The sequence below is a fragment of the Streptomyces sp. E-08 genome, from assembly GCF_049913095.1.
Taxonomy (GTDB): Bacteria; Actinomycetota; Actinomycetes; order Streptomycetales; family Streptomycetaceae; genus Streptomyces.
This window is the reverse complement of sequence record NZ_CP183971.1, coordinates 1,296,689-1,311,365: the sequence shown is the minus strand read 5'-3', so window position 1 is coordinate 1,311,365 and position 14,677 is coordinate 1,296,689. Positions and strand designations below refer to the sequence as shown.

Below are 14,677 nucleotides of genomic sequence, written 5' to 3'. Positions count from 1 at the left end.
CGAGTGTGCGCGCGATCCACTGGGCCAATGGCCCACCGGACCGGTGATGATTTGAGCCAGCGGCACCCGGATGGTTTCCTTGTCGTATCCAGGTACTTTCGGCGCCGCAGCGCCGGGGCGGCGACGAGGCCGGTCCGGACCGCGGCGCCTTCGTCGTGTCCGCGTGCTCCCACCACCCCGGGACGCCGCGCGACAGGGCGGAAGGCAAGACAAGGGGGCGGCTGACCGCCGTGAAGAGGATGTTCGTGGCGCCGGATCCGGGGCGCGTCAGATTGAGGAACTCACTGCGGGCCGTCCTGGGGATCGCGCTCGCCGTCGCACTCGCGGAGCTCGCCGGGCTCTCGCTGACCGCTTCCATCACCGGCGGCCTCGCCGCGCTGCTCGCGCTGTTCACCGTGGCCGACACCACCGTCCGCGCCCAGGCCGTGACGACCCTGCTCCTGCCCGCCGCAGGGTTCCCGGTGCTCGCCGTCGCCACCGCGCTGCACGACCTGACCCTGCTCCGGGACCTCGCGTTCCTCGCGGTCGTCTTCTGCGGCGTCTACGCCCGGCGCTGGGGCCCGCGCGGTCACGCGCTGGGGATCTTCGCCTTCATGAACTTCTTCACCACCCAGTTCCTGCACGCCGTGCCCGGCCAGCTCCCCGAGCTCTACGCCGCCGTCGGCATCGCCCTGGCCGCGGCGGCCACGGTGCGTTTCGTCCTGTGGCCGCTGGAGCGCCGTACGCCCCCCGCCGCCGTTCCGGCCCCGCTGCCCGGCTCCGGCCTCGCCCGCGTGACCACCCGGCAGGCCGTCCAGGCCGCCGCGGCCTGCGCCGTGGCGCTGGCGATCGGCCAGGTGCTCTCCGAGGACCGCTGGTACTGGGCCGTCGGCACCACGTGGTGGATCTTCGTGAACACGGTGTCGCGGGGCGAGACGCTCGTACGGGGCTTTCGACGGGTCCTCGGCACGGTGATCGGCATCGCCGTCGGCCTGGTCGTCGCCATCCCCCTCCACGGCGCCCCGGCGCCCACCGCCGTCCTGGTCGCCCTGTGCGTCTTCGGGATCTTCTACTCGGCGCCCGTCTCGTACAGCTGGATGATGCTGGCCGTCACGGTGATGGCAGGCCTGCTGTACGGGCTCCTCGGCGTGCTCGACCCGGCGCTGCTCGTGCTGCGCCTGGAGGAGACGGCCGTGGGCGCGGTCTCCGCCGCGCTCGCCGTGCTCCTGATCCTCCCGGTCACCACGCACGCGATCAACGACGCCTGGATCCAGCGGGCCCTCCAGGGCGTGCGGGCCGCCACCTCCGCCTCCCTGCGGCGCCTGTCCGGCGAACCGGACGCCGACCCGACGCCGCACGCGGCCGAGCTGGAGCTGCTGCTCGGCCGCGTACGGCTCTCGCTCGCACCGCTGGTGCACCCGCTCAGCCCGTTCCGCGACCGGAAGGCCCGCGCCCGCCAGGTCCTCGCCCTCCTCGACGAGTGCGCCGACGAGGTGCGCGGACTGGCGGCGGTCGCGGCCGATCCCGCCGCGAGCCACGACGCCCGGCTCGCGGCGGCCTGCTGGCGCGTCGAGGCCGCCGTGGAGCGGCTCACCTCGCCGGACGGCGACCGCGGAGCCGGCCAGGGCGCGCCGGCCATCGAGGCCGCCCCGCCCGCCGGTCAGGGCGCGCTCGGGCACGTCAGCGGCCTGGAGAAGCTCCTGGCCGCCCTGGACGAACCCCTGCGCACACCCCCCGGCTCGCTGCTCGTCCGCTCCTGACCCCCGGGGACGACCGATCGCCCCGAGCGCCCGGGCGGCCTGTTCCGGCCCGCCTCCCCCCGTTTTGGTCTAGACCGACTGCTACCGTCGGCCCGACGAGACGACGGCCGGTCGCGCGCGACCGGCCCCGGGGCAGGGGAGGCGCCGTGGGCGGCACAGGGACGGATCAGGGCCGGAGCGCCGTACGGGCGTACATCGGCTCCTTCACCTCGGCGGGCGGCCTCGGCGTCCTCGCCGCCGACGTGGACCCGGACACGGGCGCGCTCACCGTCACCGGCGGCAGCGACGCCGTCCCCGACCCCTCCTTCCTCGCCCTCGACGGCCCCGTGCTGCACGCCGTGTCCGAGACCGGGGCGGGCGCCGTCGCCGCCTTCGACGTCACCGGCCCCGCACCCCGGCCGCTCGGCGCCCGTGTCCCCGTGGGCGGCTCGGGCCCCACCCACCTGGCGCTCGCCGCCGGACACCTCCTCACCGCCAACTACACCTCCGGCAGCGTCACCGCGCTGCCCCTGGCCGAGGACGGCACCGCCCGCCCCGCCACGACGGTCCTGCGGCACGAGGGCAGCGGCCCCGTCGCCGACCGCCAGCGCGGCCCGCACGCCCACCAGGTGCTCCCCGACCCCAGCGGTGGCTGGATCCTCAGCGTGGACCTCGGCACCGACTCCGTACGGATCTGCGCCCTCGACCCCGCGACCGGGACCCTCACCCTCCACGGCGAGACCGCGCTGCGCCCCGGCACCGGACCGCGCCACCTCGCCTTCCACCCGGCCGGCACGCACGCGTACGTCCTGAACGAGCTGGAGCCCACCCTCACCGTCTGCCGCTGGGACGCCGCGACGGGCGTGCTCGAACCGCTCGGCGAGACCCCCGTCGTCCCCGAGGGCACGGCCGGCCCCAGCTACCCCTCCGAGGTGGTCGCCGCCCCCGACGGCCGGTTCCTCTGGGCCGCCGTGCGCGGCGACGACACCCTCGCCGTGCTCGCCCTCGACGCGGACGGCGCGCGGGCCCGCCTCACCGCCACCGTGCCCTGCGGCGGCACCTGGCCCCGCGACCTGACCGTCGACCCCTCGGGCCGGCACCTGTACGCGGCGAACGAGCGCTCCGGCGACGTCACCTGGTTCACCCTCGACCCGGAGACCGGAATCCCCACGCGCGCGGGCGCGATCGAGGCTCCCGCGGCCTCCTGCGTCGTCCTCGGCTGAGCCGCCGGGCGCCCACCGTACGACTCCGCCGGGCGCCCTCCGTACGACTCCGCCGGGCGCCCACCGGACACGACGAAGGGCCCGCACCGGACGCATCCGGTGCGGGCCCTCCGTACGACAGGAAGCCCGTGGCCTCAGAGCGACGGCGCGCCCTGCGGCTGCTGCGGCGGAATGCCCAGCGCGGCCGTGTACTGCGAGAGCACCAGCTTGCCGATGGCCGGGTAGGCGCCCAGCGGTTCGGCGGCGGCGCACCCGGCCTCCTTCGACGCCTCGTCGAGGAGACCCTCGGCCAGCTCCGGGCCGATCAGGTACGGGGCGAGGGCCAGCTGCTCCGCACCGGCGACGCGCAGCTGCTCGGCGACGGAGGCGATGGAACCCTCCTGGTCGAGCGCGGCGGCCATCACCGGGACGGCGAGGCGCGCGGCGAGCAGCATGCCGGTGATCCCGGCGGCCTGCACGGCCTCCTCGCCACCGACCGTGGCCAGGATGATGCCGTCGGCGGCCGTCGCGACCGTGAACAGGCGGGCACGGTCGGCGCGGGCCAGACCGGCCTCGGACAGCCGCACGTGCAGCGCCTCGGCGAGCAGCGGGTGCGGGCCGAGCACGTCGGTCAGCTCGGCGGTGTTTCCGCCGTCCATGAGGGCCTGGCGGACCTGGCGCATGTGGGCGCTGTCCGGGCCCGCGAGCAGCGGGACGACGACCGCGGCCGGGCCCGCGGGGGCGGTGGCCTCGCGGCCGGCGGCCAGGGCCAGCTCGTACCGCTCGGTGCGCAGCGTGGCGGTCGCCGCGAGGACGGTCGTGAGCGAGGGGTACTCGGTGTCGTCGCCCTCCAGGAAGCCGATCGCGGCCTCCAGGCCGGGCAGCTCGGAGCGGGCGATGCTCACGACCTCTTCGGCCAGCGAGCGTATGGCGGCGGACGGCGCGCCGGGCACGGCGAGAACCAGCGCGGGAGCGCCCTCGGGCGCCGCCGCGGGTTCGGGGCGACGGTGCCGCCCGGACTGGCGGGGTCGAGGCATTCGTACAGGCAGGCCGGAAGCAGGCCCAGTGGGGGAGCTCATGGCGCCGCATGCTACTGGTTTCGCCCGCCGCGCCGTTGGCTGAGGTGCGGTCACGCGCCTTCTGCCCCTCTATGTCCGCTCTCGGTGCGGGCTTCCGTTCCGCTCCGCTCGCGCTCCCGTTCCACTTTCCCCTCGCGCCCGCGCCGGCCGGACCCGCTCCCGCTCCTACGCACCGTCTCCCACCTGGGCGGACGGTCCGTCCGATGCCGGCCCGGAGCCGAACACGCGGAGCAGCGAGGGGTCTTCCGGCAGGCGGAGGGAGCCGGTGGCGAGCGCGGAGGCGAGGGCGACCGCCCCGGTGAGCGGATCGCCCGCCGGGGCCACCCTCCGCGCCGTCGGCAGCAACTCCCCGAGAGCGGCCCGGAGGGGGGCGAGCAGCGGCTCGCCCATCCTGAACAGCCCCCCGGTGAGGGCCACCGACGCACCGGGCTCCGCCGGACACGCGGCCTCGGCGGCCTCGGCGATGTGCGCACCGGCCCGCGCGAGGATCCCGGCGGCCACGGGGTCGGTGGCGGCCGCGTGCCCCACCTCGGGGGCGAAGGAGGCGAGCACGGCGGGCCGGTCCGTACGTGGGTAGAGGACACCCGCCAGTCCGGCCGCCGGCCCGAAGAGCTTCTCGGCCCGGGCCAGGAGCGCCTCCGAGCCGCCGCGCCGCCCGTCGTGCGCGCGCATCGCCGCCTCCAGGCCCGCCCGGCCGATCCAGGCGCCGCTGCCGCAGTCGCCGAGCAGATGGCCCCAGCCGTCGGCCCGCCGCCAGGACGTCAGATCCGTGCCGAGCGCGATCAGACCCGTACCGCCCGCGACGACGACACCGGGCCGCTGTCCGAGCGCCCCGGCGTACGCGGTGACGGCGTCGGCCGCGAGGGCGAGCCGGCGCACACCCCACGCCACCTCGAACGCTCCGGGCAGTTCGGCCCGCAGCTCGTCCCCGAGGGTCGCCATCCCGGCGGCGCCCACGGCCACGGCGACGAGCGGGCGCGCGGGGAAGGGCTCCCTGAGGGCCCGGACGGCGGGCAGGACCTGCTCCAGGAGATGCCCGGCGGAGATCCCGCCGGAACCGGTGCGCACGGGCTCGCGCGAGGCCCGGTCGGCGAGGACGACCCCGCTCCCGGCCTCGGCCAGAGCGATCCGGATCCCCGACCCACCGGAGTCGACGCCGACGACAAGACCGTCAGAGTGCTCGTTCACGGAAACCACGGTGCACCATCCTCGAAGACGTGCGCGGGAGCGGGCGGAGGTCCGGGCCGGACCGGGTTGTCACTGTAGGCCGGTAGAGTGACGGACCGTGACAGCGCGACCCTTGAACGAACTGGTGGAGCCCGGCTGGGCGGAGGCTCTGGGCCCCGTCGCGGGGCGTGTCGCCGCGATGGGCGACTTCCTGCGGGCGGAGATCGCCGCGGGCCGGACGTACCTGCCCTCCGGGCCGAACGTGCTGCGGGCGTTCCAGCAGCCGTTCGACGAGGTGCGGGTCCTGATCGTGGGTCAGGACCCCTATCACACGCCGGGGATGCCGATGGGGCTCAGTTTCTCGGTCGCGCCCGAGGTCCGCTCGCTGCCGCCGAGCCTGGAGAACATCTTCCGGGAGCTGCACACCGACCTCGGTCTGCCCCGGCCGTCGAACGGTGATCTGACGCCGTGGACCCGCCAGGGCGTCCTGCTCCTCAACAGGGCGCTGACCACGGCCCCGCGCAAGGCGGGCGCGCACCGGGGCAAGGGCTGGGAGGAAGTGACCGAGCAGGCCATCCGCGCGCTGGCCGCCCGGGGCAAGCCGCTGGTGTCGATCCTCTGGGGCGGTGACGCCCGCAGGGCCCGTCCGCTCCTCGGGAACCTGCCCGCGGTCGAGTCCGCGCACCCGTCGCCGATGTCGGCGGACCGGGGCTTCTTCGGCTCCCGCCCGTTCAGCCGGGCGAACGAGATGCTCCTGAGCCAGGGCGCCCAGCCGGTGGACTGGCGCCTGCCCTGATCCCCGGAAGGGGCGCCGGGTCGTTCCGGCGCCCCCGGAACGGCTCAGACGAACACGAAGCTGAACTTCTGGTTGGCCCCGTAGTGGCAGTCCCACAGGCGCAGCGGGGCGCCCGCGTTCTGGCTCCAGTCGGCGATCTCCAGGCACTTGCCGGACGCGTACGTGAAGTCCGGGTAGATGAGGCCCGAGTTGCCGTACCAGGTCTGGTTGGCGCCGTAGTGGCAGGTCCACTGGTTGGTGGTGGCGCCGTTGTTGGTCGCCCAGCCGCCGATCTCCAGGCACTTGCCGCTGTTGACGTTCACGTACCAGTACGGGCCGGTGGAAGAGCCCGGCATGTAGTACTTGCGCCACTGCTGGTTGGCGCCACCCGTGCACGGCCACTGGCGGACGGGCGCGCCGTCGTCCTTGCGCCAGTCGGCGACCTCCAGGCACATCCCCGAGGCGTGCTGCGGACGGATCGTGAACGTGAAGTCGTAGACGGGCGAGTCGGCCTGGGCCGGGGCGGCGGTGACGCCGAAGACGAGGCCGAGGGCGGCCGCGAGCACGAGCAGGCCACGGCGGGCGTGGGAGAAGAGGCTGAGCTTCATGGTCCTCTGCAATCAGGGAGGCCCCGGCCCGACGGCCGGGAGAGCGGCCCCATGATCGCATGACTGTGCGAACGAACTCGCCTTTCCCTGGCGGTAATTGATCAGATCCGGCGGAATCCGGAATTCCGTCAGATCATCGCCGCCCGCACGCACAGCACGTCCGGCAGGTGCTCCGCCAGGAGCCGCCAGCTGTCCCCGTCGTCGTCGCTCGCGTACAGCTCGCCGTTCCGGTTGCCGAAGTAGACGCCCGCCGGGTCCGCGTCGTCCGTGCAGAGCGCGTCCCGCAGCACCGTGCCGTAGTGGTCGCCCTCGGGCAGCCCCCGGCCGAGCGGCTCCCAGGTCCCGCCCGCGTCCGTCGTGCGGTAGACGCGGCAGCGGCGCTCCGCCGGGACCCGGTCGGAGTCGGCGGTGATCGGGAAGACGTAGGCGGTGTCGGGGCGGTGCGGGTGCGCGGCGATCGCGAACCCGAAGTCGGACGGGAGCCCCGCGCCGATGTCGGTCCAGGTCGCGCCCGCGTCGTCGCTGCGGAAGACCCCCCAGTGGTTCTGGAGGTAGAGCCGGTCCCTGTCGCGCGCGTCCTGGGCGATCTTGTGGACGCACTGCCCGAACTCGGGATGCGGGTCGGGCAGGAAGACGGCCGACACCCCCTGGTTCGAGGGCGCCCACGCGGCCCCGCCGTCCCGCGAGCGGAACACCCCGGCGGTCGACACCGCGACCGTCAGCGCGTCGGGGTCGCGCGGGTCGGTGACGACGGTGTGCACGGCCTCGCCGCCTCCGCCGGGCACCCACTTCGAGCGCGTCGGGTGCTCCCAGAGCGGGCGGACCAGCTCGAAGGACTCGCCGCCGTCCGCCGACCGGAAGAGCGCGGCGGGCTCGGTCCCCGCGTACACGACGTCGGGGGAGTGCTCCGGTGCCGGGTGCAGCTGCCAGACGCGCTCCAGGGAGGCCCCGGTGTCCTCGGGGAACTTCACCGCCGGCCGGGACGGTTCGGTCCATGTCCTGCCGAGGTCGTCGGAGTGGAAGACGGACGGCCCCCAGTGGGCGCTGTCCCCGCCCACGAGCAGCCGCGGGGCCGGCCGCCGGGTGTCGACGGCGACGGAGTACACCGCCTGCGCGGGGAAGGCGGGATCGTCGAACTCCCACCGTCCGTCGTGCCTCCGGCCGATGAAGAGGCCCTTGCGGGTGCCTACGGTGAGGAGTACGTCGGGCATGACTGCCACCTCCAGGACGCCGTTGTCGCGGATACGGGCCAGTCTGCACCCGCCCACTGACAACGGCTCCCGGAGACACTCCGGACCCGGGTCCGACCCGGAGCGCGGGAGTCCCGGCCCCCGGGGCGCGCGGGTCCCGGTCCCCGCCGGCGCGTCCGGCGGTGTGCTCAGATCGCCCAGGCATACGGCGAGGGGGCGGGCGTCCGCACGCCCAGTTCGCGGGCGGCGCGGCGCGGCCAGGAGGCGTCGCGCAGCAGCTCGCGGCCGAGGAGGACCGCGTCGGCCTCTCCGTTCGAGAGGATCTTCTCGGCCTGCTCGCTCTCGGTGATCAGGCCCACCGCGGCGACCGGCAGCCCGGTCTCCGCCTTGACCCGCGCGGCGAAGGGCACCTGGTAGCCGGGGCCCACCGGGATCTCGGCCGGTCCGCCGTTGCCGCCGCTGGAGACGTCGAGGAGGTCGACGCCGTGCTCGCGCAGGAGCGCGGCGAACCGCACGGTCTCGTCGACCGTCCAGCCCTGCTCCTCCAGCCAGTCGGTGGCGGAGATCCGGAAGAAGAGGGGAAGCTCCTCGGGCCAGACGGCCCGCACCGCGTCGACGACCTCCAGGGCGAGCCGGGTGCGGTTCTCGAACGAGCCGCCGTACGCGTCCGTGCGGTGGTTGCTGTGCGGGGAGAGGAACTCGCCGATGAGGTAGCCGTGTGCGCCGTGCACCTCCAGGACCTCGAAGCCGGCCGCCAGGGCGCGCCGGGCCGCGTCGGCGAACTGTCCGGTGATCTCCCGGATGCGCTCCGCGGTCAGCTCGGTCGGTACGGGGTAGCCCTCGGCGAACTCGACCGGGCTGGGGCCCACGGGCTGCCAGCCCTCGGACGCGTCGACCGGGCCGCGGCCCTCCCAGGGGCGGTTGGTGGAGGCCTTGCGGCCGGCGTGCCCGATCTGGATGCCGGGCACGGTGCCGTGCTCCTTGAGGAATCCGGAGATCCGCCGCAGTCCCTCGATCTGGGTGTCGTTCCAGAGGCCGAGGTCCGCCGGGCTGATGCGGCCCTCGGGGGCCACGGCGGTCGCCTCGACGAGGATCAGTCCGGCACCGCCGGTGGCGCGGGAGGCGTAGTGGGCGAAGTGCCAGTCGCCGGCGACCCCGGCGTGCGGTCCGCTCGTCTGTGCCGAGTACTGGCACATGGGCGCCATCCAGACCCGGTTGGGCACGGTGAGGGACCGCAGGGTGTAGGGCTCGAACAGGGCGACGCTCATGACGGACTCCGTTTCGGGATGCCTCGAAGATGCTCGTACGATAGTCATCGTAGTACGGCATCTGTCAAACTACGAGAGCCCTCGTACAATGGGCGGCATCCCGGATGAAGTGGAGCCGCCGCCATGACGACCACCACCAGCCCGCGCGTCCTCGAACACCCCGCGCGCGACCAGATCCGCCTCGAAGAGGTGCTGCACGCCCTCTCGGACGCCGTGCGCCTGCGGATCGTGCGGGACCTGGCACGCGAGGAGACCGAACTCGCCTGCTCCTCTTTCGACCTCCCGGTCACCAAGTCCACGACCACGCACCACTTCCGGGTGCTCCGCGAGAGCGGGGTCATCCAGCAGATGTACCAGGGCACGGCCAAGCTCAACTGCCTGCGCAGGAGCGACCTCGACGCCCTCTTCCCCGGCCTCCTCGACTCCGTCCTGGCCGCCGCCGGCGCCCAGGCCGACCGCGCGGGGGAGGCGGACTGACAGCCGCGTGGGGGAGAGGGGCCGAAGGCCGTCGCCCCCCACGGGCCAGCGACCGCCGCCCCCCCACGGGCGGCCCGCCACCCCTACAGGGACCGCATCCGGTTGATCTCCGAGGTCTGCTGGGCGATCACGTCGTTCGCCATCTCCTCCACGAGGACGTTGTTCCCCTCGCTCAGCACCTCGGCGGCCATCGTCACGGCACCCTCGTGATGCGTGATCATGAGCTTCAGGAAGAGCTCGTCGAAGGCCGCGCCCTTCGCGTTCCTCAGCTCCTTCAGCTGTGCCTCGGTCGCCATGCCCGGCATCGAGTGATGGTCGTGGGCGCCCTGTTCGCGCGGACCGCCGTTGTTTTTCAGCCAACCTTCCATCGCGTCGATCTCCGGCCGCTGCGCCGCCGCGATCCGTTCCGCGACCTTCTTGACCTGAGGCGAGGACGCCCGCTTCGGGGCCAGTTCCGTCATCGTCAGGGCCTGCCGGTGGTGCACGATCATCATCTGCGCGTACCGGAAGTCGGCGCCGTTCGGGCTCTCGTCGGGGAGCAGCCGGGCGGCCTCCTCGGGGGATATCCGCCGGGCCGGTTCACCGGGCTTACCCGGTGCCACCACCGCGGGCCCGGTCGAGGCGCCGGCCCGCGGCGTGTCCTGGCCGGACCCCGACTCGCAGGCGCCCAGGGCGAGTACGGCGACGGCGGACAGGGCCGCGAGGGCGACGGCACGCTGACGGCGGATCAACAACGCGACCTCCAGATGTTCTTGCGGGGACAGTGACCGTTCCTAGCACTTTTCTCGCGGGGACCGATCAAAAACCTTCATTACGTCTGTGTTGCCATCTGTTGAGATGTGCACGCCACGGAAGATACTGCCGGGGTCCAACACCCGTTCACAGCCGAACGGATACCAGGGAGGACGGAGTGACTTCGTTGCGTACCCCGCGTACCACGTCCGACACGCGAGACCCGCGTGCCCGGTTCAGACGCCTGGGCGTGGCATCCGCCGCAGCCGGGCTGCTGGCCACACTGCTCGCGGCAGGCCCCGCGGCCGCCACCCCCGACCCCGGAGACGCCGGCCCCGCACAGGGCGCGGTCTCCTCGCAGCAGGCGGCCGAAGCCCGCTCCGCCATCCAGAGCGGCGAGATACCCGGCGTGGACGAGATCGTCCACAGCAAGAACATCGAGCATCTCGCGAACGTCCCCAAGGACGCCCTCCAGAGCCTCAACACGGACCTGGCGTTCCAGGGCAAGTACGCGTTCGCCGGCAACTACGACGGCTTCCGCATCTACGACATCAGCGACCCGAAGGCCCCGAAGACCGTCGCGCAGGTCCTCTGCCCGGGATCCCAGAACGACATCTCCGTCTCCGGGAACCTGCTCTTCCTGTCCACCGACTCCTCCCGCAGCGACAACTCGTGCGCCAGCACGACGCAGCCCGCCTCGGTGAAGGAATCGTGGGAGGGCATGAAGATCTTCGACATCAGCGACATCGCCAACCCGAAGTACGTCGCCGCCGTCGAGACTTCCTGCGGTTCGCACACCCACACGATCCTGCCCAAGGGCAAGAACGTGTACGTGTACGTCTCCTCGTACTCGCCCAACGCGGCCTTCCCCGACTGCCAGCCCCCGCACGACGGCATCTCCGTCATCAAGGTGCCGCGCAAGGCGCCCGAGAAGGCGGCGGTCGTCAACTTCCCGGTCCTCTTCCCGGGCGAGGGTCCCGACGGCGGCGGCAACCCGGGCTCGCCCACCAACCCGGGCGTCTCCAAGACCACCGGCTGCCACGACATCACCGTGCTGCCGGAGAAGGACCTCGCGGCCGGCGCCTGCATGGGTGACGGCATCCTCTTCGACATCAAGGACCCCGAGCACCCCCGGGTGATCGACCAGGTCCAGGACAACGTCAACTTCGCGTTCTGGCACTCCGCGACCTTCAACCAGAAGGCCGACAAGGTCGTCTTCACCGACGAGCTCGGCGGCGGCGGCGCCGCCACCTGCAACGCCGAGATCGGCCCGAACCGCGGCGCCGACGGCATCTACGACATCGTCGGCAAGGGCGACAAGCGCAAGCTCGTCTTCCGCAGCTACTTCAAGATCCCGCGCCACCAGGCCGACACCGAGAACTGCGTCGCCCACAACGGCTCGCTGATCCCGGTCAAGGGCAAGGACCTCATGGTCCAGGCCTGGTACCAGGGCGGCGTCTCCGTCTGGGACTTCACGGACTCCTCCGCCCCGAAGGAGATCGCCTACTTCGAGCGCGGCCCGCTGTCCGCCACCACCGTCGCGACCGGCGGCTCGTGGTCCGCGTACTACTACAACGGCCACATCTACTCGAACGACATCGCGAAGGGCCTCGACGTCCTGAAGCTCTCCGACCGTCGTACGGACCCGGCGAAGCGGATCCGGATGGACGAGCTCAACGTCCAGACCCAGCCGGACTACTTCGACGACTTCAAGCACTGATCACCAGGCGGTTCACCAGGCGCTGACCACCTGGTGCCGATCATCTCCTCATGATCGCTGCGCGCCGTCGGGCGGACCCCCGTCCGGCGGCGCGCCCGCCTCCCAGTCGAGCCCGTACCGCTGGAACAGCTCCCACCGCAGGCGCGCCAGCGGCATCGGTGCCCCCGGCAGCAGCACCGCCACCACCGAGCCCATCAGCAGGGCGCGCAGCAGGGGGTAGTCCGTGTCCACGTCCGCGGAGCCGTACCGCGTGACCGTGTCCCGCAGCAGGTGGGCCAGGCGCTGCTGCTCCTCGCACTGCACGAACCCGTCGGCCTGCAGGATGCCCGCCATGTGGGTCCGCATCAGGGTGGGCCGCGTCACCGCGAGCCCCAGGATCGCGTCGATCGCCCGGGCGAGCCGCTCGCGGCCGTCCTCCGTGTGCGGCTCCCGTTCGAGTGCCTCCTCCAGGGTGAGGTGCATCAGCCGGTGCACCGCCGCCTGCAGCAGCACGTGCTTGCCGGGGAAGTAGTACGAGATCAGTCCCCGCGCCGTGCCGGCCCGCTCCGCTATGTCGCCGAGCGTGGTCGCCTCGTAGCCGTGAGCGTCGACCAGGTCCGCCGTGGCCTGGAGGATGCGCTCGCGCGACCTGCGCCGAAGCTCTTCATTGACCGATGGGCTACGCGGGGACATGCTGGACTCCTGCGTTGACTGGCTGCCGGCCAATATACTCGGCGCATCCCGTCGGCATGCCCGTGTGGCATACCGCCGGGGATGCCGTCTGTTCTGGGCGACACGGGGGATCGTCCAGAACAGGCGGCTTCATCTGGTTCCTCCCATTCTGCTCCCGCCGCTCCCCGCGCCGCTGCCGTGTCCCTCCGGTGCGGTCCGCCGGTACGTGAGCACCGCCACGGCCACGCAGCACCAGCCGAGCAGCCAGCCCTCGACGACGTCCGAGGGCCAGTGCACGCCCAGGTAGACCCGCGTCCAGCCGACCCCCAGCACCGAGACGACCGCCGCGCCCGCGAGCGTGCCCCAGCCGCGCCACTCGGCCCGCCAGTGCAGGGCGAGCACCCAGAGCAGCAGCCCGCAGGTGACCGTCGCCGTCATCGCGTGCCCGGAGGGGAAGGCGTCGTACCGCGCGGAGTCGACCGGATCGGTCCAGTGCGGCCGGTCCCGCCCCACCAGCGCCTTGAGGCCCTGCTGGAGCCCGACGGCGAGCAGGCTCGTCCCGGCGACCCACAGCGCCGCCCGCCGCTCCCGCCGCCACCACAGCAGCACCACGGCGCAGGCGGCCAGGGCGCGCATCGTCCAGGGGTCCCACACCCAGTCGGACAGGACGCGGTTGACGTGTGTGAACCCGGGATGCGCGAGGGCGCTGCGGTGGAGCGCCTCGGCGACCGACCGGTCGAGGGAGAGCAGCGGCGACCATCCCGCGGCGACGAGCACGAGCAGGAGCACGGCCAGGGCTCCGGAGATCACGGCGGAGGTGCGCATCCCCCGATCCTGCCCGACGGCCGGTCCCGCGCCGCCGCCCCCGGGCCCGCCGCGCGCCGCGTCCCCGGCAGGGGCGGTGCCTGGGGCGGACGCCCCGTCCGCCCCACGGGGCCCGTCCACCTCGCGGGGCCCGTACACCTCGCGGGCGCCGCCGGCGGTCGGAGCCACGTCAGCGGTCCGAGCGCCGTCAGCGGCCCGAGCCACGGCAGCGGCCCGAGCCACGTCGACGACCCGAGCGCCGTCCCTCGCCCGATTCCCGTCCGCCGCCCGGCCCCCGCCCGTCGCGCCCGCTCGCACCCGTCGTCATCCCAGCGCGCTGAGCGCCGGGACGAAGGCCACGAGCACCGGGACCACGGGCACCAGGGACGCCGCCGCCGTCAGCCGGAGCCGGCGCCCGGCGGTGAGCCGCGGCGCCGCCGTGAGCAGTCGGTCGACCCGCTGCGGGAGGTCCGCGGCAGGGGTCGCTCCCGGGCCGAACACTCCCCGGTCCTCGTTGAGTTCGACCAGGGCGAGGGCGATCGTCAGCCGGCCGAAGCGGCGCGAGGCCACGTCGTCGGCGGCCAGTTCCACCAGGCGGTGCATCTCCTCGCGGAAGGCCGCGAAGACCGGGATCCCCGGGAATCCGGCGGCCAGCGCCCCCGAGCTGTGCAGCAGCCAGTCGTGCCGGGCACGGGCGTGGCCCTGCTCGTGCGCCAGGACCGCGTCCAGCTGGCGCCCCTTCAGGCGCCGCAGCGCCGCGGTCGTGATGACCAGCTGGGGCGTGGAGCCCGCCATCCACCAGGCGTGCGCCCGCTCGCCCTCCAGGACGACGAGCCGCTCGCTGCCCGGCAGCTCCCCGGGCAACAGGGGCGCGCGGACCAGCAGATCGCAGTGGCGCTGCCTGCGCCGGGCACGGGCAAGTCCGATCTCGCGGCCCAGCATCGCCCCGGACCAGAGCCCACCGGCCGCGAGGGCCACCGCGAGGACCGCGGACCAGGGCCCGGACGTGCCCAGTCCGTACGCGTCGACCACCGCGCGCGGCGCGGAGGCGAAGACCTGTCCCCGGACGGCCTGCCAGGCGGTGGAAGCGCTGAAGGTCATGGAGAGTGCGAAGCTCAGCAGCACGGCGGCCACCACGCACTGCCACACCCACAGGGCCACCACGGGTTCTCGCTCCACCCAGTCGGCCCGGGACAGCAGCCGGGGGGCCGCGAGGGCGGTCAGGACGCCGAGCAGCAACAGCGCGAGGGAGACCCACATGGCGTCACCCTATGAGCGCGCTGCTC

At 73.7% G+C, this 14,677-nt stretch carries 14 protein-coding genes; 5 read left to right on the top strand and 9 right to left on the bottom strand.

Going from position 1 to position 14,677, the window contains the following annotated elements; genetic code table 11:
• Positions 1–239 precede the first annotated feature (239 nt).
• Together ACN9MM_RS05945 and ACN9MM_RS05940 are read left to right on the top strand one after the other, a co-directional pair.
• Positions 240–1,739, top strand: a complete 1,500-nt coding sequence (locus ACN9MM_RS05945; protein ID WP_426368686.1) for an FUSC family protein — start codon at positions 240–242, stop codon at positions 1,737–1,739.
• A gap of 146 nt (positions 1,740–1,885) precedes the next feature.
• Entirely contained in the window at positions 1,886–2,941 is a 1,056-nt protein-coding gene (locus ACN9MM_RS05940) for a lactonase family protein (protein WP_426362649.1), read from the top strand.
• Between the two features lie 134 nt (positions 2,942–3,075).
• On the opposite strand, the gene ACN9MM_RS05935 is transcribed toward ACN9MM_RS05940, so the two are convergent.
• Positions 3,076–3,999, bottom strand: coding sequence for a sirohydrochlorin chelatase (locus tag ACN9MM_RS05935; protein ID WP_426362648.1), 924 nt, complete (start codon positions 3,997–3,999; stop codon positions 3,076–3,078).
• A gap of 165 nt (positions 4,000–4,164) precedes the next feature.
• Complete coding sequence (locus tag ACN9MM_RS05930) at positions 4,165–5,196, bottom strand: N-acetylglucosamine kinase (protein WP_426362647.1); 1,032 nt, start codon at positions 5,194–5,196, stop codon at positions 4,165–4,167.
• Between the two features lie 88 nt (positions 5,197–5,284).
• On the opposite strand from ACN9MM_RS05930, the gene ACN9MM_RS05925 reads away from it, so the two are divergent.
• Positions 5,285–5,962, top strand: a complete 678-nt coding sequence (locus ACN9MM_RS05925) for a uracil-DNA glycosylase (protein ID WP_383692784.1) — start codon at positions 5,285–5,287, stop codon at positions 5,960–5,962.
• A gap of 44 nt (positions 5,963–6,006) precedes the next feature.
• Here ACN9MM_RS05925 and ACN9MM_RS05920 read toward each other — a convergent pair whose 3' ends face one another.
• From ACN9MM_RS05920 to ACN9MM_RS05910, 3 genes are all read right to left on the bottom strand, one after another.
• A complete protein-coding gene (locus ACN9MM_RS05920) occupies positions 6,007–6,549 on the bottom strand; it encodes an RICIN domain-containing protein (protein WP_426362646.1) in 543 nt (180 codons plus the stop codon).
• A gap of 128 nt (positions 6,550–6,677) precedes the next feature.
• Positions 6,678–7,760, bottom strand: coding sequence for a WD40/YVTN/BNR-like repeat-containing protein (locus tag ACN9MM_RS05915; protein WP_426362645.1), 1,083 nt, complete (start codon positions 7,758–7,760; stop codon positions 6,678–6,680).
• 167 nt (positions 7,761–7,927) lie between these two features.
• Complete coding sequence (locus tag ACN9MM_RS05910; protein WP_426362644.1) at positions 7,928–9,007, bottom strand: NADH:flavin oxidoreductase/NADH oxidase; 1,080 nt, start codon at positions 9,005–9,007, stop codon at positions 7,928–7,930.
• Positions 9,008–9,130: 123 nt separating this feature from the next.
• On the opposite strand from ACN9MM_RS05910, the gene ACN9MM_RS05905 reads away from it, so the two are divergent.
• A complete protein-coding gene (locus tag ACN9MM_RS05905; RefSeq protein WP_426362643.1) occupies positions 9,131–9,484 on the top strand; it encodes an ArsR/SmtB family transcription factor in 354 nt (117 codons plus the stop codon).
• An 83-nt stretch (positions 9,485–9,567) separates the two neighbouring features.
• Here the strand turns inward: ACN9MM_RS05905 and ACN9MM_RS05900 are convergent, their stop codons facing one another.
• The gene (locus ACN9MM_RS05900; protein ID WP_426362642.1) at positions 9,568–10,218 is read right to left on the bottom strand and encodes a DUF305 domain-containing protein; all 651 of its coding nucleotides are present in this window, start codon (positions 10,216–10,218) and stop codon (positions 9,568–9,570) included.
• Positions 10,219–10,394: 176 nt separating this feature from the next.
• On the opposite strand from ACN9MM_RS05900, the gene ACN9MM_RS05895 reads away from it, so the two are divergent.
• Entirely contained in the window at positions 10,395–11,936 is a 1,542-nt protein-coding gene (locus ACN9MM_RS05895) for an LVIVD repeat-containing protein (RefSeq protein WP_426362641.1), read from the top strand.
• Between the two features lie 48 nt (positions 11,937–11,984).
• Here ACN9MM_RS05895 and ACN9MM_RS05890 read toward each other — a convergent pair whose 3' ends face one another.
• The 3 genes from ACN9MM_RS05890 to ACN9MM_RS05880 form a co-directional block, all read right to left on the bottom strand.
• On the bottom strand, positions 11,985–12,608 hold the full coding sequence (locus ACN9MM_RS05890) for a TetR/AcrR family transcriptional regulator (protein ID WP_426362640.1): 624 nt from the start codon (positions 12,606–12,608) through the stop codon (positions 11,985–11,987).
• Between the two features lie 129 nt (positions 12,609–12,737).
• Positions 12,738–13,412, bottom strand: a complete 675-nt coding sequence (locus ACN9MM_RS05885; protein ID WP_426362639.1) for a phosphatase PAP2 family protein — start codon at positions 13,410–13,412, stop codon at positions 12,738–12,740.
• Between the two features lie 303 nt (positions 13,413–13,715).
• Positions 13,716–14,651 carry a M56 family metallopeptidase gene (locus tag ACN9MM_RS05880; protein ID WP_426362638.1) on the bottom strand — a complete coding sequence of 312 codons (936 nt, stop codon included), beginning with the start codon at positions 14,649–14,651 and terminating at the stop codon, positions 13,716–13,718.
• Between the last annotated feature and the right edge of the window lie 26 nt (positions 14,652–14,677).

Bases quoted from the DNA above. Each gene is read 5' to 3' on its own strand.
- ACN9MM_RS05945 (WP_426368686.1), top strand. From the start codon at position 240: ATGTTCGTGGCGCCGGATCCGGGGCGCGTCAGATTGAGGAACTCACTG.
- ACN9MM_RS05935 (WP_426362648.1), bottom strand. From the start codon at position 3,999: ATGAGCTCCCCCACTGGGCCTGCTTCCGGCCTGCCTGTACGAATGCCT.
- ACN9MM_RS05920 (WP_426362646.1), bottom strand. From the start codon at position 6,549: ATGAAGCTCAGCCTCTTCTCCCACGCCCGCCGTGGCCTGCTCGTGCTC.
- ACN9MM_RS05915 (WP_426362645.1), bottom strand. From the start codon at position 7,760: ATGCCCGACGTACTCCTCACCGTAGGCACCCGCAAGGGCCTCTTCATC.
- ACN9MM_RS05910 (WP_426362644.1), bottom strand. From the start codon at position 9,007: ATGAGCGTCGCCCTGTTCGAGCCCTACACCCTGCGGTCCCTCACCGTG.
- ACN9MM_RS05905 (WP_426362643.1), top strand. From the start codon at position 9,131: ATGACGACCACCACCAGCCCGCGCGTCCTCGAACACCCCGCGCGCGAC.
- ACN9MM_RS05890 (WP_426362640.1), bottom strand. From the start codon at position 12,608: ATGTCCCCGCGTAGCCCATCGGTCAATGAAGAGCTTCGGCGCAGGTCG.
- ACN9MM_RS05885 (WP_426362639.1), bottom strand. From the start codon at position 13,412: ATGCGCACCTCCGCCGTGATCTCCGGAGCCCTGGCCGTGCTCCTGCTC.
- ACN9MM_RS05880 (WP_426362638.1), bottom strand. From the start codon at position 14,651: ATGTGGGTCTCCCTCGCGCTGTTGCTGCTCGGCGTCCTGACCGCCCTC.